General features: G+C 74.1%; 16 protein-coding genes. 11 read left to right on the top strand and 5 right to left on the bottom strand.

The features are described from left to right. Positions 1–262 precede the first annotated feature (262 nt). The 6 genes from GBN72_RS07175 to GBN72_RS07155 are packed head-to-tail and all read left to right on the top strand — an operon-like array spanning position 263 to position 11,614. The gene (locus tag GBN72_RS07175; protein WP_151770724.1) at positions 263–1,657 is read left to right on the top strand and encodes a class I adenylate-forming enzyme family protein; all 1,395 of its coding nucleotides are present in this window, start codon (positions 263–265) and stop codon (positions 1,655–1,657) included. Next, positions 1,654–3,177: a condensation domain-containing protein gene (locus tag GBN72_RS07170; RefSeq protein ID WP_151770723.1), complete on the top strand. Its 1,524-nt coding sequence runs from the start codon at positions 1,654–1,656 to the stop codon at positions 3,175–3,177. The genes GBN72_RS07175 and GBN72_RS07170 overlap by 4 nt, the downstream gene beginning before the upstream one ends. Then, positions 3,174–4,088, top strand: coding sequence for a thiamine pyrophosphate-dependent dehydrogenase E1 component subunit alpha (locus GBN72_RS07165; RefSeq protein WP_151770722.1), 915 nt, complete (start codon positions 3,174–3,176; stop codon positions 4,086–4,088). Before GBN72_RS07170 ends, GBN72_RS07165 begins: the two co-directional genes overlap by 4 nt. Continuing rightward, entirely contained in the window at positions 4,085–5,050 is a 966-nt protein-coding gene (locus GBN72_RS34575) for an alpha-ketoacid dehydrogenase subunit beta (protein WP_174887075.1), read from the top strand. Before GBN72_RS07165 ends, GBN72_RS34575 begins: the two co-directional genes overlap by 4 nt. Next, positions 5,043–6,224, top strand: coding sequence for a 2-oxo acid dehydrogenase subunit E2 (locus GBN72_RS34570; protein ID WP_174887074.1), 1,182 nt, complete (start codon positions 5,043–5,045; stop codon positions 6,222–6,224). The genes GBN72_RS34575 and GBN72_RS34570 overlap by 8 nt, the downstream gene beginning before the upstream one ends. Then, entirely contained in the window at positions 6,224–11,614 is a 5,391-nt protein-coding gene (locus tag GBN72_RS07155) for a non-ribosomal peptide synthetase/MFS transporter (RefSeq protein WP_151770721.1), read from the top strand. Before GBN72_RS34570 ends, GBN72_RS07155 begins: the two co-directional genes overlap by 1 nt. Before the next feature lie 51 nt (positions 11,615–11,665). Here GBN72_RS07155 and GBN72_RS07150 read toward each other — a convergent pair whose 3' ends face one another. Further along, on the bottom strand, positions 11,666–13,801 hold the full coding sequence (locus GBN72_RS07150; protein ID WP_151770720.1) for an MMPL family transporter: 2,136 nt from the start codon (positions 13,799–13,801) through the stop codon (positions 11,666–11,668). Positions 13,802–13,893: 92 nt separating this feature from the next. Between GBN72_RS07150 and GBN72_RS07145 the strand changes: the two genes are divergently transcribed. After that, the gene (locus GBN72_RS07145) at positions 13,894–14,394 is read left to right on the top strand and encodes a MarR family winged helix-turn-helix transcriptional regulator (RefSeq protein ID WP_151770719.1); all 501 of its coding nucleotides are present in this window, start codon (positions 13,894–13,896) and stop codon (positions 14,392–14,394) included. A 72-nt stretch (positions 14,395–14,466) separates the two neighbouring features. Here the strand turns inward: GBN72_RS07145 and GBN72_RS07140 are convergent, their stop codons facing one another. Beyond that, entirely contained in the window at positions 14,467–15,315 is an 849-nt protein-coding gene (locus GBN72_RS07140; protein WP_151770718.1) for a helix-turn-helix domain-containing protein, read from the bottom strand. A gap of 270 nt (positions 15,316–15,585) precedes the next feature. On the opposite strand from GBN72_RS07140, the gene GBN72_RS07135 reads away from it, so the two are divergent. Further along, the gene (locus GBN72_RS07135; RefSeq protein WP_151770717.1) at positions 15,586–15,846 is read left to right on the top strand and encodes a hypothetical protein; all 261 of its coding nucleotides are present in this window, start codon (positions 15,586–15,588) and stop codon (positions 15,844–15,846) included. Positions 15,847–16,051: 205 nt separating this feature from the next. Continuing rightward, the gene (locus GBN72_RS07130; protein ID WP_151770716.1) at positions 16,052–16,666 is read left to right on the top strand and encodes a DUF4865 family protein; all 615 of its coding nucleotides are present in this window, start codon (positions 16,052–16,054) and stop codon (positions 16,664–16,666) included. Positions 16,667–16,709: 43 nt separating this feature from the next. Here the strand turns inward: GBN72_RS07130 and GBN72_RS07125 are convergent, their stop codons facing one another. Beyond that, positions 16,710–17,792, bottom strand: a complete 1,083-nt coding sequence (locus GBN72_RS07125) for a DUF2332 domain-containing protein (protein ID WP_151770715.1) — start codon at positions 17,790–17,792, stop codon at positions 16,710–16,712. Positions 17,793–17,953: 161 nt separating this feature from the next. Here GBN72_RS07125 and GBN72_RS07120 point away from each other — a divergent pair, with 161 nt between their 5' ends. Further along, on the top strand, positions 17,954–18,298 hold the full coding sequence (locus GBN72_RS07120; RefSeq protein ID WP_164540422.1) for a DUF6233 domain-containing protein: 345 nt from the start codon (positions 17,954–17,956) through the stop codon (positions 18,296–18,298). Positions 18,299–18,325: 27 nt separating this feature from the next. Here GBN72_RS07120 and GBN72_RS07115 read toward each other — a convergent pair whose 3' ends face one another. Next, on the bottom strand, positions 18,326–19,150 hold the full coding sequence (locus GBN72_RS07115; RefSeq protein ID WP_164540420.1) for a MurR/RpiR family transcriptional regulator: 825 nt from the start codon (positions 19,148–19,150) through the stop codon (positions 18,326–18,328). A 65-nt stretch (positions 19,151–19,215) separates the two neighbouring features. On the opposite strand from GBN72_RS07115, the gene thrC reads away from it, so the two are divergent. Continuing rightward, positions 19,216–20,280, top strand: coding sequence for a threonine synthase (thrC, locus tag GBN72_RS07110; RefSeq protein ID WP_151770713.1), 1,065 nt, complete (start codon positions 19,216–19,218; stop codon positions 20,278–20,280). 125 nt (positions 20,281–20,405) lie between these two features. Here the strand turns inward: thrC and GBN72_RS07105 are convergent, their stop codons facing one another. Next, positions 20,406–21,842 carry a GH1 family beta-glucosidase gene (locus GBN72_RS07105; protein WP_151770712.1) on the bottom strand — a complete coding sequence of 479 codons (1,437 nt, stop codon included), beginning with the start codon at positions 21,840–21,842 and terminating at the stop codon, positions 20,406–20,408. Between the last annotated feature and the right edge of the window lie 38 nt (positions 21,843–21,880).

Here is a 21,880-nt window from a genome sequence, read left to right as displayed (position 1 = left end):
TGCGCTTGGATGCGCGCCACTATGGACAGTCGCCCGTCCGGCAGTCAAGGGCTCGAGGAAGCGGCGGGGAATCGGGCCGGGGAACGGGCTTCCTCCACGCGCCGCGCGTTCACTGAGTGTGACATGACAGCGATGCGCCGGCCGAACAAGATCGTCAACTTTCCCCCGGAAACTCAGGGTTGACGTTCCCTCACACCGCTGACAAGCTGCTGCCTCGCGACCCCCACAATGGTCCATACCACTACGGTTGCGTAGGAGCACCATGAGCGTGACGCTCTGCCATCTGCTTCGAGCACGTGCCGACGCCGAGCCGGAACGGGAGGCGCTCGCCCTCGACGGCATGGGAGCGCTCCCGTTCGCCTCATGGGAGAAACGTTCCGACGCCGTGGCCTGCGGGCTGCTCGCCCAGGGAGTCACCCCCGGCGAGCGGATCGGCCTGGTCTTCGGCAACGGCGACTGGCTGGAATACGCCGTCGCGTTCCTCGGCGTGCTCAAGGCGCGGGCCGTCGCCGTCCCGCTCTCCGACCAGCTCGCCGAGGCCGACGTCGAGGCGATGCTCCGGCACTGCGGCGCGGCCCGGGTGCTGCGCCCCGGCGCGCTGCCCGCCGCAGGGGGGACGCCGGACCTGCCGGGGCCCGCCGACCCCGCGCAGATCCTCTACACCTCCGGAACCACCGGGCGTCCCAAGGGCGTGCTGGCCACCCACGCGAACCTGGCGTACGGCTGGGGCGGGCGGCGAAGACCCTTCGCCCACTCCCGGCATCTGGCCCACGCCTTCCCGGTCGGCACCAACGCCGGTCAGTGGATGCTCGCCAACGCCATCGGGGCCCACCCCACCGTGGTCACCCTCGGCCGGTTCACCCCCGGCCGCTTCGCCCGCATGATCGAGCGGTACCGGGCCGGCACGGTTTTCCTGGTCCCCACCATGGCGATCGAACTGCTCGCCGCGGGCGCGCACACCAGGCACGACCTGTCGAGCGTGCTGCTGCTGGGATCCGCCGCGGCCCCCCTGCCGGCCAAGGTCGCGGGCGAACTGACCACCGCCTTCCCGAGCGCGACGATCGCCAACTACTACACCTCCACCGAGGCCGCGCCGGCCCAGACGGTGATGCTCTACGACGCCGGACGTCCCTCCAGCGTCGGGCGTCCCGCCTCGGGCGGAGCCGTCAGGATCACGACGCCCAGGGGCGAGCCGCTGCCCGCGGGAGAGACCGGCGAGGTGTGGATGCGCTCGCCCACCGCCGTCCGGACCTACTTCGGGGACGCCGCCGCGACCGGCGAGGTCTTCCGCGACGGCTGGGTCCGGATGGGCGACCTCGGCCGCCTCGACGGCGACGGATACCTCTACCTGGTCGACCGGGAGAGCGACGTCATCAAGTCCGGGGCGTACAAGGTCTCCACGCTGCACGTCGAGGAGGCCGTGTACCAGCATCCCCAGGTCGTGGAGGCCGCGGCCTTCGGGGTACCGCACCCGGCGCTCGGCAAGGCGGTGGCGATCGCCGTGGTCGGCGCCGTCGGCCACCCGGAACTGCGGGCCTTCCTCACCGGGCGGCTGGCCCCGCACGAACAGCCCTACCGCCTGGTCACCCTCGACACCCTTCCCCGCAACCACGGCGGCAAGGTCGACAAGCGCGCGCTCCGAGAGGCCGTCCGATGAGCCAGCTCTCCCCCGCACAGCACGGCATGTGGATCGCCGCCCGGCAGGGCGCCGGCACCGCGTACCACATGCCCGTGGTGATCCGTCTCTCCTCACCGCCGGACCACGACGTCCTCGCCAAGGCCTGCCACGCCCTGGTGGAACGCCATCCGGCGCTCGCCGGTGCGGTGGCCGAGCGCGACGGGGTCCCGCACCTGGTGGCCGCCGCCGAGCCGCCGGCCCTCCGGCGGGCCGCCTCGGTCGACGAGGTGGTCACCCGGCCGTTCGACCTCGCCGCGGGCCCGCTCAGCCGCTTCGCCCTGGTCGGTTCCGACACCCTGGTCTGCGTCGCGCACCACCTGGTCCTCGACGGCGGCTCCAAGGACGTGCTCGTCGCTGGCCTCGGGACGCTGATCGGCGGCGGCGCCCTCGGCGGCCCCCGCCCCGCGGACGCGGACCACGGCGCCGGGCGGACCTCCGGCGAGCGGACGTCGGCCGTCACCGCGGAGGCCACCCGCTTCTGGGCCGGCCGCCCGCACCGGGCGGAGGCCACCGTCGTCGCCGGCGAGGTCCTGCGTTCCCGTTCCACCGCGGACGGGGCGCTGCTGGAGTTCTCCCTCGACATTCCCCGGCTGGACGGGCTGAGCCGCTTCGAGGTCCTGACGGCCGCCCTGCACGCCCTGCTGGCCTCCTACGGCAACCCCGAGGTGGTCACCGCCCTGGACCTGTCCACCCGCCCCGAGGGACGGGACAGCGAGATCGGCTGCTGGGTCAACGAACTGCCGCTGTCCTCCCGCCCGTCGGCCGGCGCCCCGTTCCGCGGCTTCGCCGAGCAACTGCGCGCCGAACTGCGGGAGATGTACGCGTACCGCGACGTGCCGCTCGCCCGCGCCGTCCCGGGCCTGCGCCCGCACGCGGCGCTCGCACCCGTCTCGCTCAGTTACCGCCGGCTCGCCGCCGAGCGCCCGGCGCTCGGCGAGGTCGAATGGCTCGCCTTCAACCACGGCGTCCGCGGGGCGCTGCAACTGCAGGTCGTCCAGGCAACGGACGGCGCGCGGGTGAGCCTGCGTCACGATCCGCGGGAGCTGACCGTCCCCGGGCGGTTCGCCGACGACCTCACCGGCCTGCTCGCCGCCGTCGCGATCGCCCCGGACCGGCCGCTCGGCGACCTCCTGCCGTTCGCCTCGGCGCCCCCGACGGCCGGCGCGCCGGCCGCGCCCACCGCCGCGCCCGTCACCGAGGCCCCGGCGGAAGCCGCGGCGGACGCCACCCCCGCCCCGGCCGACGCCGTAGCGGCCGTCCCCGCCACCTCCGGCTCCCCGGACGACCCGCTGGTCGCCCAGGTACGCGAGATCTGGGAGACCGTGCTGGACTGCGCGCCGATCGCACCGGACGACGACATCTTCGACCTGGGCGGCCACTCACTGACGATCACCCAGATCATCTCCAGGATGGAGCAGCGGCTCGGCGTGGAGATCTCGCTGGACGACTTCTTCGACAACCCGACCATCGCCGGTGTGGTGGCGGTGGTCCGCGGATGACCGCCACCGCCCCGGAACAGGAGCACGCGCCGCCGCTCGAGGAGCCGGCCGACGAGGACCTGTCGCTGATGCTCGCCATCCGCGCGTTCGAGCTGAAGCTGCTGGAGCTGTTCGGCCAGGGCATGCTCAACGGCACCACCCACACCTGCCTCGGCCAGGAGTACATCCCGGTCGCCCTGCGGCCGCTGCTCCGGCCGGACGACCACGTCTTCAGCAACCACCGCGGCCACGGCCACTACCTGGCCCGCTTCGAGGACCCCGAGGGCCTGCTCGCGGAGATCATGGGCCGCCGCGGCGCGGTGTGCGGCGGGGTGGGCGGGAGCCAGCACATCCGCCGGGACCGCTTCCTGTCCACCGGGGTCCAGGGCGAGAGCCTGCCGGTGGCGTGCGGGGTCGCGCTGCACCTGAAGCGCGCCGAGCCCGGCGCGCTGGCCTGCGTCCACATCGGCGACGGCACCTTCGGCGAGGGCGGCGTGTACGAGGCGCTCAACCTCGCCGCCCTGTGGCGGCTGCCGCTGCTCGTCGTCGTGGAGAACAACGGCATCGCCCAGACCACCCCCACCTCGGCCGCCATGGCCGGCACCGTCGCCGGACGCGCCGCCGCCTTCGGCATCGCACACGCGTTCACCGACGAGGTCGACCTCGCCGTGATCCGCCGGCGACTGGCGCCCGGGATCGCGGCGGTCCGTCAGGGCAGGCCGCTGGTGGTGGAGTTCGCCACCCACCGGCTCGGACCGCACAGCAAGGGCGACGACACCCGGCCCGCCGAGGTCGTCGAGCGGGCCCGGGAGGCGGACTGGTACCGGCGCTACGCCGCGGCCTGCCCGGACCCGTTCGCACGCCTGGACGCCGCGGCGCGGACGTACATCGACGAGGTGGCCCGGGACGTGGCCGGCCGGGAGCCTTCATGAGGGTCGCCGAGAACCTGAACGCCGCCCTGCACACCGCGCTGGAGAACGACCCGGGGCTGCACCTGCTGGGCGAGGACGTCCTCGACCCCTACGGCGGCGCCTTCGGCGTCACCCGCGGGCTCTCCACCCGCTTCCCCGACCGGGTGCTCACCACCCCCATCAGCGAGAACGCCGTCACCGGCGTCGCGGCCGGGCTGGCACTGGCCGGCGACGCCGCCGTCGTGGAGATCATGTTCGGCGACTTCGCCACGCTCGCCTTCGACCAGCTGGTCAACTTCGCCGCCAAGTCGGTCTCCATGTACGGCTCCCGGGTGCCGATGCGGATGGTGGTGCGCTGCCCCGTCGGCGGAGGGCGCGGGTACGGTCCGACGCACAGCCAGAGCCCGCAGAAGCACTTCATCGGCGTCCCCCACCTGGCGCTCTACGAGGTCTCGCCGTTCCGGGACAACGCCGAGGTGTTCGCCGAGATGCTGGCCCGTGAGGAGCCCTGTGTGCTCTTCGAGGACAAGGTGCTCTACACCCGTGCGATGGACGAGGTGGAACCGCCGTTCACGCTCGAGCGCGACGGCGGCGTCGCCCGGGTCGGGCTCACCGACGAGCCGGACTGCGTGATCGTGGCGGGCGGCGGGGTGGCGCACCGTGTGCTGCGGGCGATGCGCGATCTGCTCCTGGAGGAGGAGATCGTCTGCACCCTGCTGGTGCCCTCCCGGCTGTACCCGGTCGAGCTCGACCTGCCTCCCGCCCGGCACGTCTTCGTGGTGGAGGAGGGCACCGCGGGCGGCACCTGGGGGGCCGAGGTGGCGCATGTGGTCCACCGGCGCCACTGGCGGCAGCTCGCGGGGCCGGTGACCCTGATCCACTCCGCGGACTCGGTGATCCCCACCGCCCCGCATCTGGAGCGCGAGGTGCTGGTCGGCGCCTCGGCCGTCCGTCGCGTCATCCGGGAGACCCTGCGTGGCTGAGCTGCTGATGCCCAAGCTCAACAACAACGACACCGACTACGTGCTGACCGCCTGGCTGGTCGGGGAGGGGGAACGGGTCGCCGAGGGCCAGCCCGTCGCGGAGGTCGAGACCTCCAAGGCGAGTCAGGAACTGGAGGCGCAGGCCGCCGGAACACTCCGTCCGCTGGTCCCGGAGGGCGCCCGCTGCCGGCCCGGCGAGGTGATCGGGGAAGTGGTGGCCGAGGGCGCGCGGCCCTCCCGGCCCCGGCCGGCGGCCCCGGCCGCACCGGCGGCGTCCGCGCGGGCCGAGGGTGGGCCGGCCGCGCGGGCCGAGGGTGGGCCGCTGGTCACCCGGCCCGCGCGGGAGCTCGCCGACCGGCTGGGCGTGAGCGCCGACCGGCTCGCCGCGCTGGACGTGCCCGTGGTCCGCCGCGAGGACGTCCAGGCGCTGGCCGACGCGATGCACGGGCCCCGGGAGCCGGGCGCCGCGAACGGGCCGGGCGCCGCGGAGGCGTCCGAACCGTCCGGCGCTCCGGCCGCCCGCGCTCCGGCCGCCGCCGGGGAGGCGAACGGCGTCCCGCTCACCCGGGTGCAGAAGGCGGTGGCACGGGCGGTGGAGCTCTCCCACCGCACCGTCCCCGCCGCGTACACCGTGGTCCGGATGGACCTCGGGCCCGCCCTCGCCCGGGCCCGGGAGCTGACCCGCGAGGTCCGCCGCCCCGTGGGCCTGGCGGAGCTGTTCGTCCAGCGGGTCGCGGCGCTGCACGGCGACTTCCCCCGGTTCTTCTCCTCGATCGACGGTACGACCGCCTTCCCCGCCGAGGCCCCGAACATCGGCGTCACCGTCGATCTGGGCGAAGGACTGTACGTGCCCTGCCTCCACGACGCCGGCAACCTCACCCTGCGGGAGATCGCCACCCGGCTCACCGCCCACCGGCTGGCGGCCACCAAGGGCGGCTTCGACGAACGCGACCTCACCGGCGCCAACTTCGTCATCACGCTCCACACCGAGGGGGACGTGGTGCTCGCCATCCCCTTCGTCTTCCCCGGCACCGCCTGCGCACTGGCGGTCACCGCCCCGTCGGACGGCACCCTGGCCCACATCGGGCTCGCCTACGACCATCGTCTGATCAACGGCCGGGATGCCGCGCTGTTCCTCAAGGCGTTGAAGAACTCCGTCGAAGGAATTGTCTGATGCCGCCCGTCGAGATGTCCGAAGCCAAGAGGGAACTGCTGCGCAGACGGCTCGCCCGCCGCGGCGTCCAGGAGATACCGCGCAGGCCCGAGGGCAGCGAGCCGGTGCTCGCGCCCGCCCAGGAACCGCTGTGGTTCATGGAGCAGTTCGTTCCCGGGACCTCCACCTACACCGTCGTCCTGCCGGTCCGGCTGCGCGGCCCCGTCGACCTGCCGCGGCTCAAGGAGGCACTGGCGGAGCTGCCCCGGCGCCACGACAGCCTCCGCCACCGGTTCCCCGCCGACGCGGACGGCCGTCCGGCCGTCCGGGAGGTGGCGGAGTGCGAGGTCCCGCTGGTGCGTGCCGAGGCGGCGGACGACGCGGGGACGAGGGCCGCGATCGACGCCCAGAGTGCCCTCCCGCTCGACCCCGCCGAAGGCCCGCTGCTGCGCGCGCTGCTGGTGACCCGCGGCCCCGAGGACCACGTCCTGGCGCTGCTGGTGCACCATCTGGTGGCCGACGGCCAGTCGGCGCAGCTGCTGGTGCGGGATCTGCTCGCCCTGTACCGGGGCGAGGCGGCGGCCCCGCCCGCCGTCCGGTTCGCGGACGTCGCCGCCTGGCAGCGCGACCGGACCCACGAACGGGACAGTGCCTACTGGCGCGGGCAACTGGCGGACCTGCCCCGGCTCGACCTCACCACCGACCGGCCCAGGCCGCCCCGGCAGCGCTTCGACGGCGCGTCGGTCACCCGCACCCTCGACCCCGGACTCACCGCCGCCATCGGTGAGCTGGGACGCGCGCACGGGGCCACGCCCTTCATGACCGTCCTGGCCGCCTTCACCGCGCTGCTCGCCCGGTGCACCGGCCGGGACGACTTCGGCGTGGGCACGCCGGTGGCCGGACGGACCAGACCGGAGTTCGAGAACACCGTCGGCATGTTCGTCAACACGCTGGTGCTAAGGGCCCGGCTGTCCGACGACCCGACCTTCGCCGACCTGCTCGCCCGCACCCGCGACACGGTCATCGACGCCCTGGACCACCAGGAACTGCCCTTCGCCCGGCTGGTCGAGGAACTGAACGTGCCGCGCGATCCCAGCCGGCAGCCGCTCGTGGACGTCCTCTTCTCCCTGCACGACCTGCCCCCTGGCGGCGGACCCGGGAACGCCGGGGACTCCGGGGACGCCGGTCCCGAGGCCGCCGGTCCCGAGGCCGCCGACTACCCCCTGCCGCCCGGCTCCGCCCGGCACGACCTCGAGCTGTACCTCACCCCGGCCGCCGACTCCGCGCTCGACTGCACGTTCGTCCACAAGACCACGCTGTTCGAGGCGGACACCGTCGCCCGCATGGCCGGGCACCTGGAGACCCTGCTGCGCGCCGCCGTGGCCCGGCCCGGTACGCCCGTCAGCCGGCTCCCGCTGCTGGACGACGCCGAGCGCGCGCTGCTGACGCGGTGGAACGACACGGAGGCGGACTTCCCCTCCGACCGGACGCTGCACGGCCTGATCGAGGAGCAGGTCCGGCGGACCCCCGGGGCCACCGCGGTCACCTTCGCCGGGAGCTCGCTCGACTACGCCGGGCTCGACGCGCGGGCCAACCAGGTCGCCCACCGGCTGCGGGCGCTGGGCGTCGGCCCCGGCACACTGGTCGGCGTCTGCGCGGAACGTTCCTTGGAGCTGGTGGCCGGGCTGCTCGGCGTCCTCAAGAGCGGCGCCGCCTATGTGCCGCTCGACCCCGAATACCCGGCGCAGCGGCTGGAGTTCATGCTGGCCGACGCAGCCGCACCGGTGGTCCTCACCCAGTGCCGGATCGCCGACGGGGAGCTGGGCCCGGCCCTCGGCGCGACCGGCGCGGCCGTCCTGCCGCTCGACCGCGCCGAGGAGTGGGGCGGACACCCCACCACGCCGGTGGAGCCGGCCGGCGGTCCGGACACGCCCGCCTACCTGATCTACACCTCGGGCTCCACCGGGCGCCCCAAGGGCGTACCCAACCGGCACCGGTCGGTCGTCAACCGGCTGGACTGGATGCAGAAGCGGTTCGGACTCACCGCGGACGACACCGTGCTGCAGAAGACCCCGGCCGGCTTCGACGTGTCGGTCTGGGAGTTCTTCTGGCCGCTCATGACCGGCGCCCGGCTGCTGCTGGCCGAGCCCGGCGGCCACCGTGATCCCGGCCACCTGCGCGAGCTGATCGAGGCGGAGGCGGTCACCACCGTCCACTTCGTCCCCTCGATGCTGGGCGTCTTCCTCGCCGAGGACGGCGTCGAGCGCTGCGCCTCGCTGCGCCGGATCGTGTGCAGCGGCGAGGAACTGCCGGTCGACCTGGCCCTGCGCTGCCTGCGCGCCCTGCCCGCCGAACTGCACAACCTGTACGGCCCGACCGAGGCCGCGATCGACGTCTCCGCCTGGCGGTGCACCGAGGAGAACCTGCGCGGCCGGGCCCGGGTGCCGATCGGCCGGCCGATCCAGAACGCCGAGCTGCACGTCCTCGACGCCCACCGCGAACCGGTGCCCGTCGGGGTGCCGGGCGAACTGTACCTGGGCGGCGTGCCGGTGGCGGCCGGCTACCACGACCGGCCGGAACTGACCGCGGAACGCTTCGCCGGCGGCCTGTACCGCACCGGCGACGCCGCGCGCCGCCTGCCCGACGGCAGCGTGGAGTTCCTGGGCAGGCTGGACGACCAGGTGAAGCTGCGCGGCCTGCGGATCGAGCTCGGCGAGATCGCGGCGGCGCTGCGCGAGCGGGCCGGCGCCCGGGAGGCCGCGGTCGTGGTCGGCGAGGACCGGAGGCTGATCGCCTACCTGGTCGGCGGCCCGGCCGACCCCGCCGAGGCCCGCGAGGCCGTCCGTGCGGTGCTGCCGGAGTACATGGTGCCGTCGGCCTTCGTCCCGCTGGACGCGCTGCCGCTGACTCCCAACGGCAAGCTGGACCGAAAGGCGCTGCCCGCGCCCGCCGTCACCACCGCCGAGTACCGCGAGCCTGCCACCGCGACCGAGCGGGTGGTCGCCGCCGTCTGGGCCGAGGTGCTGGAGGCCGAACGGGTCGGCCTGGACGACGACTTCTTCGACCTGGGCGGTCACTCGCTGCTGGCCATCCAGGTGGTGGCCAGACTCCGCAGGGCACTGCCGCCGGGCGGCCGGCAGGTCGGCGTGGTCGACATGTTCTCCTGCCGTACCGTCGCCGAACTGGCCGCGCTCGCCGCGGAACCGGCCCCGGAGGGTCCCCGCCCCCTGCTCCAGCGGCTCACCCCGGCGCGGCCCGCCGCGCGCGTCAGCTACGTCTGCGTGCCGTACGGGTCGGGCAGCGCCATCGTGTACCAGCCGCTCGCTGACGCCCTCCCGGCCGACGAGGCCCTGTACGCGTTGTCGATCCCCGGCAACGACATCGGTCTCGACGAGGAGCCGATGGACTTCGACGAGCTGGCCGCGCGGACCACCGAGGAGATCCTGGCCGTCGAGGGCCCGCTGGTGGTCTACGGCCACTGCGGGGTCGGCGCCGCGCTCGCCGTGGAGCTGGCCCGCCGGGTGGAGGCGGCCGGCCGGACGGTCGACGCGGTCTACATCGGCGCGATCTTCCCCTTCGCCCGCCCCGGCGGGCTGCTGCGCCGCCTGTCGCGGCCGGACTTCCTCGACCGCTGGCGCAGCAGCCGGAGCGACCTCGACTCGCTCAAGGCCCGCGGCGTCGACCTGGACGAGCTGGAGCCGGGGGTCGCGGACCGGATCATCCGCACCATGCGGCACGATTCTCGGGCGGCCGAACGCTACTTCACCCGGCTCTTCGACACTCCGGACCGCGAGCGGCTGCGGGCGCCGGTCGTCTCGGTGATCGGCGAGCGCGACCCGGCGACCCAGATGTACGAGGAGCGCTTCCGGGAGTGGCACTTCCTCACCGACACCGCCGCGTTGGTGGTGCTGGACGAGGGCGGTCACTTCTTCCTGCGGTACCGGGCCGAGGAACTGGCCGACGTGCTCCGGGTGCACACCCGGCTCCAGGCGCCGCCCGCGCGCGGGGACGACGACACCTGGTGGGTCCACGAGGTCGCTGCGGCGGGCCGGGACACCTCCGGGGCGGACGGGGTCAGGCCCGGCATGGGCCGCTTCATGGCGATCGCGGCGGGCCAGCAGGTCTCGCTGATCGGGTCGGCGCTGACCGGTTGGGCGCTGCCGATCACGGTGCTGCTGGACTCCGGATCGATCGCCCAGTTCTCCACCCTGGCCGTGCTCAACCTGGCCGGCCTGCTGCTCTCCCCGCTGGCCGGGGCGATCGTGGACCGGGGCAGCCGGCGCAAGGTGATCCTGTTCGCCGACATCGCCTCCGCGGCGGTGACGGCGGTCCTGGCGGCACTGGTGCTGACCGGCGCCCTGCAGTACTGGCAGACCTACGTCCTGGTCGCCGCGCTGTCGGTGACCACCACGTTCCAGCGGCTCGCCTTCGGCTCGGCGGTGCCGCAGCTGGTCCCCAAGCACTTCCTGGGGCACGCCATCGGGGTCACCCAACTGACCAACGGTGTGGCGCAGTTGATCGTGCCGCTGGTCGCGGCCGGGTTGCTCAGCCTGATCGACCTGGGCGGCATCGTGCTCATCGACGTGGCCAGCTACGCGTTCGCGATCCTCACCGTGGCCCTGGTCCGCTTCCCGAACACCCTGCCGTGGCGCCCCCGGGAGCCGCTCACCACCGAGATGGCCAAGGGGTTCGCCTACACCTGGCGGGACCGCGGGCTGCGTTCGATGCTCGGTTTCTTCGCCGTCCTCAACCTCTTCCTCTCGCCGCTGATGCTGCTGGTGTCGCCGCTGGTGCTGTCCTTCGCGGGACTGGCGGAGGTGGGCACCGTCTCCGTCGTCTCCGGCCTCGGGGTGCTGCTGGGCGGCGGCGTCATGGCGGTGTGGGGCGGTCCGGGCCGCCGTCGCTTCCAGGTGGTGCTGGTGACCACGGTCTGCATGGCCGCCGGCGGTGTCCTCGTCGGCGTCCGGCCGTCGCTGGTGACGGTGGGGGTGGGTGCCTTCGCCCTGACCTTCTTCCTGACCCTCATGAACTCCGTCTACACCACGATCGTGCAGCTCAAGGTGCCGTTCCGCTACCACGGCCGGGTGTTCGCCCTGAACACCCTGGTGGCCTGGTCGACGCTGCCGATCGGCATGGGGCTGATAGCGCCGCTGGGCTCGGGCCTGTTCGAACGGCTGCTCGCCGAGGACGGGGCGCTGGCCTCCACGGCGGGTCTGCTGGTCGGGACCGGTCCGGGGCGTGGCATCGCGCTGATGTTCCTGCTCTGTTCGGCCGGCATGGCTCTCGTGGTGGCGGGCGCCCTGCGGATGCCGCGGCTGGCCCGGTTCGACACCGAGATGCCCGACGCGCTGCCGGACGACCTGCTGGGCGTGGAGACCCTGAAGGAAAGGCGGCGCACCGCCGCGGTCTGAGGCGCCCCGTCGCGGTCCCGCCGACGGGCGGGACCGGGACGGGGCGACCGGTCAGCCCAGCCTCGCCTCCGCCTTCGCCTCCTCCTGCCGGGTCGTCGGCCCGTCCCCCTCCGCCGCTTCGCGCGTCAGACGGCTGGGCCACCACACCTTGGGGCCGATGTCGCGCACCAGGGCCGGCACCAGTAGCGATCGCACCACGATGGTGTCCAGCAGCACGCCGAACGCCACGATGAAGGCGATCTGCGCGAGGAACGCCAGCGGGATGACGATCAGCGCGGCGAACGTGGCGGCCAGCACGACACCGGCCGAGGTGATCACCCCACCGGTGGCGATCAGTCCGCGCAGGACCCCCTGCCGCGTTCCCAGACGCAGCGTCTCCTCCCGCACACGGGACATCAGGAAGATGTTGTAGTCGACGCCCAGGGCGACCAGGAAGACGAATCCGTACAGCGGGACGGAGGCGTCCGTGCCCGAGAAGCCGAAGCCGTGTTCGAACACCAGGCTCGCGATTCCGAGCGTCGCCAGGTAGTTGAGCGCCACGGTCGCCACCAGCAGCACCGGGAGCAGCAGGGAGCGCAGCAGGACGACCAGGATGAGCAGGATGATCGCGAGGACGACGGGGATGATGAGGGTGCGGTCGTGCTCCGCGGTGCTCTGGGTGTCGTACTGCTGCGCGGTGTAGCCGCCGACCAGGGCACTGGCGTCGACCGTGCCGAGCCGTTCCCGCAGTGCGCTCACGGTGTCCTTGGCGGCGTCGCTGTCCGGTGCGGCGGTGAGGGTCGCGTCGACGCGCACCCGGCCGTCGGCCACCAGGGGCGCCGCGCCGGGCCTGCCGGACTCGGGGACCACCCGGACGTCCGCCACGCCCGCCGTGGCGGCGGCCGCCTCCTCCACGTCCGCCCGCTTGTCCGCGTCGGCGATGATCACGGCCGGCTGGCCGGACCCGCCGGGGAAGTGCTCGCCGAGGGTCTGCTGCGCGGCGACCGACGGCGCGTCGTTGACGAACAGTTCGTCCAGCGGCACGCCCTTCGACTGCAGGGTGGGGAAGAGCGCGGCCCCGGCCACGAGCAGGGCCATGGTGCCCAGCCACAGCCGTCGCGGGCCGGTGTCCACCCGGTGGGCGACCCGACGCCAGACTCCGTGCCCGCCCGTCTCCGCGTCGGCGGAACGGGGCTTGGCCGGCCAGAACGCGGCCCGGCCCGTCAGGGCGAGCACCGCGGGCAGGAACGTCAGCGTGGTGAGCACCGCGCAGACGATGCCGATCGCTCCGACCGGCCCCAGCGCGCGGTTGTTGGTCAGGTCGCTGAGCAGCAGGGCGAGCAGACCCAGGGCGACGGTCGCGGCGCTGGCGGTGATCGCGCCGAAGGACCCCCGCGTCGCGGCGACGGCCGCGGCCACCTTGTCCCCGCTGTGCGACAGCTCCTCCCGGAAGCGCGCCGTCAGCAGCAGTGCGTAGTCGGTGGCCGCGCCGATCACGAGGATCGACAGGATGCCCTGGACCTGGCCGTCGACCCGCACGATGTCGTGGTCGGCGAGGACGTAGACGACGGCGCATGCGACACCGAGTGCGAAGACGGCGCTGATGATGATGGCGAGGGGCAGCAGGATGCTGCGGTAGACGAGCAGCAGGATGAGGAGGACGGCGGCGAGCGCGACGCCGAGGAGGATGCCGTCGATGCCGGCGAAGGCCTCGCTCAGATCGCCCTGGGTTGCGGCCGGACCCGCGAGTTGCGCGCGGGCGCCGGGGACCTCCGCGGCGGCCGTCTCCACCTCCTCCAGCACCTCGGCGAGCCGGTCCCCCAGCTCGGGGCTCAGCGGGACGACGCCCTGGAGGGCTTCCCCGTCCTCGGAGCGCAGCGCCGGCGAGGGTGCGCCGGCCACGCCGTCGGCGCCGGCCAGTGAGGCCAGCTGCCGGGTGGCGGCCTCCTGCTGGGCGGTGTCCAGCTGCCCTCCGCCCTCGGCGGTCCAGACGACGATCGCGGGGAGCGTCTCCTCCTGGTCGAACGCCTTCTGCTCTTCGATGACCTTGGTGGACTGGGCGTTCTGCGGCAGGAACGCCGCCTGGTCGTTGGTGGCGACCTCCCCGAGCTTGCCCGCGTAGGAGCCGAAGGCTCCCCCGAGGCCGAGCCAGACGACGACGAGAACGAGAGGGACCAGCCGGCGGACTGGTCGACGCAGGGTGTTCATGCACTTCCCAACGGACGCGGAGCGGACGACGAAGGTCAACATATCTCAAAGAGAAAGTATCTCAATCATCGAGAGATCGTAGAGTGGGCCCCATGGAACGGACCAGTCCGGAGAGCCGGAACGCCACCGCGCACGACCTGCAGGCCTACGCCGTCCTGCTGCGGACGCTGACCAGCGAGATCAACCGACGTGCGCACTCCTTCGCGCAGAGCCACGATCTGCACGCCACCGATGTCCACGCACTGGCGGCCATCATGGATTCCGCGGTCTCGGACGGCCGCCCGATGACCCCCTCGCGGCTGGCCGAGCGCCTGAGCCTCACCTCCGGCGCGGCCACCGCCTGCGTCGACCGGCTGGAACGCGCCGGGCACATCAGCCGGACGCGGGACAGCGCCGACCGCAGGGTCGTGCACCTGGAGTACAAGCCGGCGGCCCGCGCGCTGGCCCGTCAGTACTTCGGCCCGCTGGCGCGCAGCACCGAGGCGGCGATGCGGCAGTTCACGCCCGCGCAGCTCGCCACGGTGGCGGACTTCCTGCACACGCTCAACCAGGAACTGGCCGCCGACCGGGTCGACGGGGAACCGGCCCTGTAGAGCGGGGCGCGGGGCCGTACCCTCCTGCCCGCGGCCTCGGCGGGCCTGCGCCTTCCGCGGTCTCCGAGGTGCTCATCCCACGGGAGGGCAGTGGGGCAGAAGCCGGGCGAGCTGGTTCAGGTCGTCGGGGGCGACGCGGATGCCGGGGAGCCAGACATGCCTGCCGTCGCGCGTGACCTGGATCCAGATGCTGCTGTGCTTTCCGTTCTCGTCGGTGACGGTGACGCCGTCGGCGACCGTGCAGCGCGCCTGGAGCAGGTCGTGGTGCCAGACACGGCCCGCCGCGTTGGATCTGACGTAGGGGCGATAGGGGTCGTGGGCCAGGGCGAGCGCGCAGTCGTGCGTGCGCGGCTTCCGGCATGCCTCCTCCGCGTTGTGGACGACGACACCGGCCTCGCCACCCTCCCCCACCGCCCTGCCCGCGGCGCCCTGCGCCGACTGGGCGCCGGACCCGCCCAGCGGGAGAAGCAGCGCAGTCAGCGCCCAGGCCGCCAGACCTCCCGCGGCGGCGGCCGCCGAGGCCACCGCGACGACCCCACCGCGGGACAGTCCCCCGCTCGACCGGCGCCACCACGCCCGGCCGCGGGCCTGAGGCGGACCGGCGGCGCCGGGGGCGCGGGCCTCGCCCTCCTCGCTCTTCTCGCCCTTCTCGCCCTCCTCGCCCGGGCGGGTGGCACGGTCGGCGGCCTCCCACAGGGCGCGGTACTCGGCCGGGTCCGCGCCCATCGCCCGGCAGAGATCCCGCACCACGGGCCAGACCGGCACGCTCTCGCCCCGGAAATAGCGGGAGAGGGACGAGTCGCTGACGCGCACCCTGGCCTCCAGGACGCGCAGTGTGCACCCCGACTGCCGCTGGAGACTCCGCAGCGCGTTCGCCAGCCGCCGTACCGCCTCGTCCCGCTCCGGGCGCGGACCGGTCATCGAAGGGCCTTTCTGCCGATCGGAGCGGCGGAACGACGCGTTCCCACGGCCGTCCCGTCTCCCGGGACGAGAGACGTCCCAGCAGGTCAGGACTGTATTTGTCCCGACATCGGTGAATCAAGCGGGATCAGGTGGTGAAAGCGCCGCTTCCTGCGCAAACTCGGCGTACCGGTCCGACGGATCACCCCCGAGGGTGAGCGCTCCGCCGGTCCCGGCCGTGACGGCGGATGCCGCTCGGCCGGCCCCACCCACCACCGAAAGGACATCACCATGCGTGCACGCACGGCATTTGCGGCCTTCGTGACGATCACCGTGACGGCGCTCGGTACCGCCTCGGCGGCGCCCGCCCTCGCCGCCCCCGACGACGTGGTCGCCGTCCGGGCGGGCGACGGCCTCGACGTCCACCGCGGCAAGTACGTCACGCTGGGAGGCTGCCAGACCGCCGGTCAGCAAGGCATCGAGCGCGGGCACTGGGACCGCTACCAGTGCGCCGAGGGCACCTTCTTCTGGAACCTGTGGACCAACCGCTGATCCGCGCCAGGCCGCAGGCGGCCCCTCCTCGCCCGCGAGGAGGCCACAGGCGGTGGAGGACGCCCCGTCGGTGACCGACGGGGCGTCCTCGTGCCGTCCGCGCGGCCTGCGGTGACGGTCACTTCGCCCCGGGTTCGGCCGTTCGGGCCGAGCGATCCACGGGATACTGGGACCGCTCGTCGCACCCGCCCGGAGGAAGAGCCTGATGTACGCCGCACAGTACGAGATCACGCTGCCAGCCGACCACGACATGCGGATCATCCGTGAGCGGGTGGCGGTGGGCGGCCATGCCCTCGACGACCGCGCCGGACTGGGACTCAAGGCGTACGTCATCCGCGAACGCGGCGTCGACGGCTCGCCGGTCAACCAGTACGCCCCCTTCTACCTGTGGGACGATCCCGGGGCGATGGCCCGCTTCCTCGTCGGAGGGGGCGGCTTCCAGAACATCGTCCGGGACTTCGGCCGGCCCTCCGTGCGGCACTGGACGGGCGTCGCCTGCCATGCCGGGCCGGCCCGCGGGTCCGTCGCGAGGGCGGCGTCGCGGCGCCTCACCGCGCTCCCCGCGGACTGCGACCCCGACGGCACCGGGCTGGGACTGTCCGCGCTGGTCGAGCGGGAGGCGGAGGACCTGCGCCGGCTGTCCCGCGGGGCGGGTGTGCACTCGGCCGCGCTGGCCGTCGACCCCCACCACTGGCAGCTGGTGCGCTTCGTGCTGTGGGCGGACGCCGCCGCGCCGGACGAGGAGGCGACCGAGCGCTACGAGGTGCTGCACCTTTCAGCCCCCGGCCTGGAGGAACTGCCCGAAGGGCGGACCTGGTAGCCCCCGGAGGCCGCGAGGGCGCGGACGGCCCGCCGCCCTGCCTTCAGTCCGCCAGCCAGGCCAGCAGGCGGCCCTGCGACCAGCAGCGGCCGACGGCCTCGGTGCGCAGTGCCGGGCCGTCGAGCAGTGCCAGGCCGATGATGCTGTGGCCGGAGGCGCGGCGGTCGCCGAGGGTCGGCACCGCCGGGGCGACCCCGACCCCCTCCGCCGACACCCATGCCACCGGCCGGCGGGCCGCCGCCTCGTCCAGACGGTGCAGGAAACGCAGACGGCTCTCGAGCGGGAGACGCGACAGGGTCCACGACGTGGTGACGACGGGCAGGGCGCCGTCCGGCACGTGGTCGAAGGCGTCGGACAGCGCCTCGACGGGGTCGCCCCGCAGCTGGAGCGGAGGGGCCGCGGCTGCCGAGGTGAGCTCCGCCTCGAACCCTGCGAGCCGCTCCGGCGGGTCCGGCGGGAGGCAGGCGCGCAGCCATCGGGCCTCCTCCGGGTCGGTGACGTCGACCGGGTCGCGGTCGACGCCGACCCGGGCGACGACCTCGGGCATCGCCCGCTCCGGGACCGGCCGGTCCCCCACGACCGAGGCTGAGACCTGGACGGGGGACGACGGATCGCCCAGGACCCGGCCGTCGCCGTAGTCGATGCGGACGCGGTCGACCTGGAGGTTGAGCCCGGTGGGGCGGCCCACGTCGATCAGCCCCACGGTCCTGGCGCCGAGGCGGTGCGCGGCCTCGGCGACGGCCGGGTACAGCACCGCGTGACGTCCGCTCTCGTCGGCCCGCGGCGGCCGGAGCGCGGCGACGGCCAGCACGGGGCCGGGCATGCGCAGCACCGTCTCGAGGGCCGCGGCGGCGGCCTCGCCGTCCCCGGCGGCGTACGCGGCGGCGAGCCGCGGGGCGCGGCCGTCGAGGGCGAGGTGGTGCAGCGCGGCCAGGATCACCGCGGGGTTGCGCTTGCGTGCCGGGGCGGCCTCGATGGCGCGCAGCGCCTCGCCGGACCCGCTCAGCGCCGCGGCGACGCGCGCGTACAGCGGCGAGGTCTTCGCCGCGTCGGCCTCCGCGTAGCGCCGGTAGGCCTGCGCGAGTGTCCGGGCCCCGTCCGTGGTCCCGCCTTCGTCGCCCGGCATCCGAGGAGTCCAACGGCGGGGCACCCGACGCGGGTGGCCTCTTGCGACGATGCTCGGGCGCCCTCACCGGTGACCGCCGTCACGAGCAGGGCGCCGAGGCGGTCCCGGCCCCGTCCGGGCGGAGGGGCGACACCAGGCAACTCGAACGTATACTCGAATATGTGACCGATCCCGACGCCGAGCCCTCACGGCTCGCCCTCCTGCGCTTCCTGGAACGGGTGCAGGAGCGCGACCTCGAGCGCACGCGCCGCTGGATCGCGCAGGAGGAGCGGCGCGAGGCCGTCACCCGGGAGCGGCCGGCACAGGGCGGGCGTCCGGCGGCCCAGTGGCTGATCGAGCACGGACTGAGCGGCCGCTCCCCCGTCTACGTCCATGTCGGCGGCTGCTGGAGCGGCGGCAGGCGCAGCCACGGCGTCGCCCGCGACCAGGCGCTGCGCGCGCTGGCCGAGGGCGTGCAGCCCTGCCCCCAGTGCCGGCCGGACACCGAGCTCGGGCTGCTGGAGTGAACGGGCGGCGGGCGTTGCGCCGCCCGTTCAGGCCTCGCGGGGCGGCTGCAGCGACCGGGTCAGCGCGTCGAGTTCGTCCAGGCGCCCCGACGCCTCGAGCTTGGCCGCCACCGCGACGAGCAGGAGTTCGGTCACGGCGATCTCGTGCGTGAGGGGGGCGATGGGACCGGCGGCCTCACGGGGCAGCGGCACGAGCGTGTGGGCCTCGTCCGCCAGCGGTGATCCCCAGGCGTCGGTGACCAGCAGGAGCCGGGCCCCCCGCGCACGGGCGGCCCGCACGAAGGCGGCCGTCTCCGCCGAGTAGCGGCGGAAGTCGTAGGCGACCACCAGGTCCGAGGAGGTCACCTCCAGCAGCGACCGGGCCCGCTCCGGCGCCGGACCGGTGACGAAGCGGACGGCGGGCCGCAAGGCCCCCAGCTGACGGGCCAGGTAGTCCGCCGCCAGCTCGCTCAACGGGCCGCCCAGTGCCCACACCGTCCGCGCCGAGACGAGTGCCGCGGCCGCCGAGTCCAGCAGGGGGCCGTTCAGGGCGGCGATCGTCTGTGCCAGACCGTGATGCAGGTCGGCCGCCGCGCTGCCGGGATCGGCGCCATGAGCGGTGAACTCGCGCAGCCGGGACTGGTCCTGCGCCTCGGCCCGTACCGCCGCCTGGAACTGCGAGAAGCCCTGGTAGCCGAGACGGTCGACCAGCCGTGACGCGGTGGGCGGACTGACTCCTGCCCGCTCCGCCAGCGCCCGGAGCGACCCCAGTGCGGCGAACGGGAAGTCGTCCAGCAACAGGCGGGCCACCGCACGCTCGCCGGGCGCGAGCCGCTGGTACATCTCCTCGAGCTGGGACACCACTCTCTCCATGCTGTCGAACGTTACATCAAAACGCCTTGGAAGGCATCGATGAAACATGTGTTACGTTTCCGCCCATGACTCCTTGGCAAGGACTGATCAACAGCGCCTACCGGAGCCGGCTCCCGGTCACCGACCGCACCCCGGCCGTGTCGCTCCACGAGGGCAACACACCTCTGCTGCGTTCCGGGTACCTGTCACGGCTGACGGGCTGCGACGTCCGCCTGAAGAACGAGGGCGCCAATCCCACCGGCTCGTTCAAGGACCGCGGCATGACCGTGGCGATCAGCCGGGCCGCCGAGGCGGGCGCCGAGGCGGTGATCTGTGCCTCCACGGGCAACACCAGTGCTTCGGCCGCGGCCTACGCCGCACGGGCCGGCATCGGCTCGGCCGTCCTCGTTCCGCGCGGGCACGTGGCTCTCGGCAAGCTCGGCCAGACCGTCCGCCACGGCGCGCGGATCATCGAGGTGGACGGCACCTTCGACGACTGCCTGCGGGCCGCCCGCGAGCTCGCCGACCGCCACCCGGTCGCCCTGGTGAACAGCGTCGGCAACGAACTGCGCCTGTCCGGCCAGCGCACGGTGGCCTACGAGGTCGTCGACGCGCTGGGCGACGCCCCCGACATCCACTGCCTGCCGGTGGGCAACGGCGGGAACGTCACCGCCACCTGGCAGGGCTACCGGGCGTACCGGACGGAGGGCCCCGCCACCCGCCTGCCGCGGATGTGGGGCTTCCAGGCGGCGGGCGCGGCACCGCTCGTCCACGGGAAGCCCGTCTCCCGCCCGGAGACGCTGGCCAGCGCCATCCGCGTCGGCGAACCGGCGACCTGGCAGGGCGCCGTCGCCGCCCGCGACGAGTCCGGCGGGCTGTTCGCGGCCGTCACCGACGAGCAGATCTTCGCGGCGTACCGGCTGCTGGCCCGCCACGACGGCGTCTTCGTCGAGCCGGCCTCGGCCGCGGGCGTCGCCGGCCTCCTCGACCGTCACCGGCGCGGGCTGCTCGATCCCGGGCAGACGGTCGTCGTCACCCTCACCGGCAACGGCCTCAAGGACCAGGACGCCGCGCTCCGGGACGGCTGCGCCACGACCGCGACCGGTTCCTCCGCTCCCGAGATCGCCCGCGCGCTCCGGCTCGCGGTCTGACCCGCCGCCCCGGGCCGGGAACAGGCCCGCCCCCGGCCCGGGGGAGCGGGCGTTCGGGGGCGGGTCCGCGGTGCGGCGACGTGCGGGCTGTGGGACGCCGCACCAGGCAGGGGGGGCGGGGAGGGTCAGACGCCGGGGAGGACTCCGGTGCGGGCCACCTCGGAGTACCAGCGGGCGCTGGCCTTGGGGATGCGCCTGCCGGTCGGGTAGTCGACGTAGACCGCGCCGAACCGCTTGCTGTAGCCGTAGCCCCACTCGAAGTTGTCCAGCAGGGACCACAGGAAGTAGCCCCGCACGTCCGTGCCGTCCTGGATGGCCCGGTGGACGGCGGCCAGGTGGTCCCGCACGTAGGCGATGCGGGCCGGGTCCTTCACCTCGCCGTTGGGGTCGGCGTAGTCGTCGAAGGCGGCGCCGTTCTCCGTGATCACCAGCGGCAGGCCGGGGAAGTCGGAGCCGAGGCGGCGCAGCAGGTCGTACAGGCCGGTGGCGTCGACCGCCCAGCCCATGGCGGTGGTCTCGCCGGGCGGCTGGTGGAAGGCGACCTCGTCGGCCGCGGGCCACGGGCTGTGGGAGCTGCGGCCGTGTCCGTCGGAGTTGTGGGTGCCGCTGCCGTCCGCCTTGGAGACGAGGGTCGGCGTGTAGTAGTTGACGCCGAGGAAGTCCAGCGGCTGGTGGATCTCCGTCAGGTCGCCGTCACGCACGAAGGACCAGTCGGTGAGGCCGGCGGTGTCCTTGAGGAGGTCCTCGGGGTAGGCGCCGCCCAGCATGGGGCCGGTGTACACGCGGTTGGCCAGCGCGTCGATGCGGCGGGCCGAGTCGACGTCCTCGGCCGCGTCGGTGAGCGGGCGCACGTGGTGGATGTTGAGCGTGACCGAGACCTGGGCGTCGGCGGGGATCCGGCTGCGCAGCGCCTGCACGGCGAGACCGTGGCCGAGGTTGAGGTGGTGCGCGGCGCGCAGGGCGTCGACCGGGTCGGTGCGGCCCGGGGCGTGCACGCCGGAGCCGTAGCCGAGGAAGGCGCTGCACCAGGGCTCGTTGAGGGTGGTCCACGTCGCGACCCGGTCGCCGAGGGCGTCGGCGGCGATGGCCGCGTACTCGGCGAACCGCTCGGCGGTGGCGCGCTCGGGCCAGCCGCCGGCGTCCTCGAGCTCCTGCGGCAGGTCCCAGTGGTACAGCGTCGCGACCGGCTTGATGCCCTTCTCCAGCAGCTCGTCGACGAGGCGGCGGTAGAAGTCGAGGCCCTTCTGGACGGCGGGGCCCCGGCCGGTGGGCTGGACGCGCGGCCAGGCGAGGGAGAAGCGGTACGCGCCGATGCCGAGGTCGGCCATCATCGCGACGTCCTCGCGCCAGCGGTGGTAGTGGTCGGTCGCGATGTCTCCGGTGTCGCCGTTGCGGACCTTGCCCGGGGTGCGGGCGTAGGTGTCCCAGATGGACGGCGTGCGGCCGTCCTCGGCGGCCGCGCCCTCGATCTGGTACGAGGCGGTCGCGGAGCCCCAGAGGAAGCCCTCCGGGAAGGTGAGTGCGGAGCCGGCGGTGGAGGCGTCCTGTGCAGCGGTGGCCATGTGTGTCCTTCTCGGGTTTCGCGATGCGGGGAGGAGTG

The sequence above is a fragment of the Streptomyces abyssomicinicus genome (genome assembly GCF_008974245.1).
Classification (GTDB): Bacteria; Actinomycetota; Actinomycetes; order Streptomycetales; family Streptomycetaceae; genus Streptomyces; species Streptomyces abyssomicinicus.
Note: the sequence above shows the minus strand (reverse complement) of the source record. Positions and strands in the feature narration are given on the sequence as shown.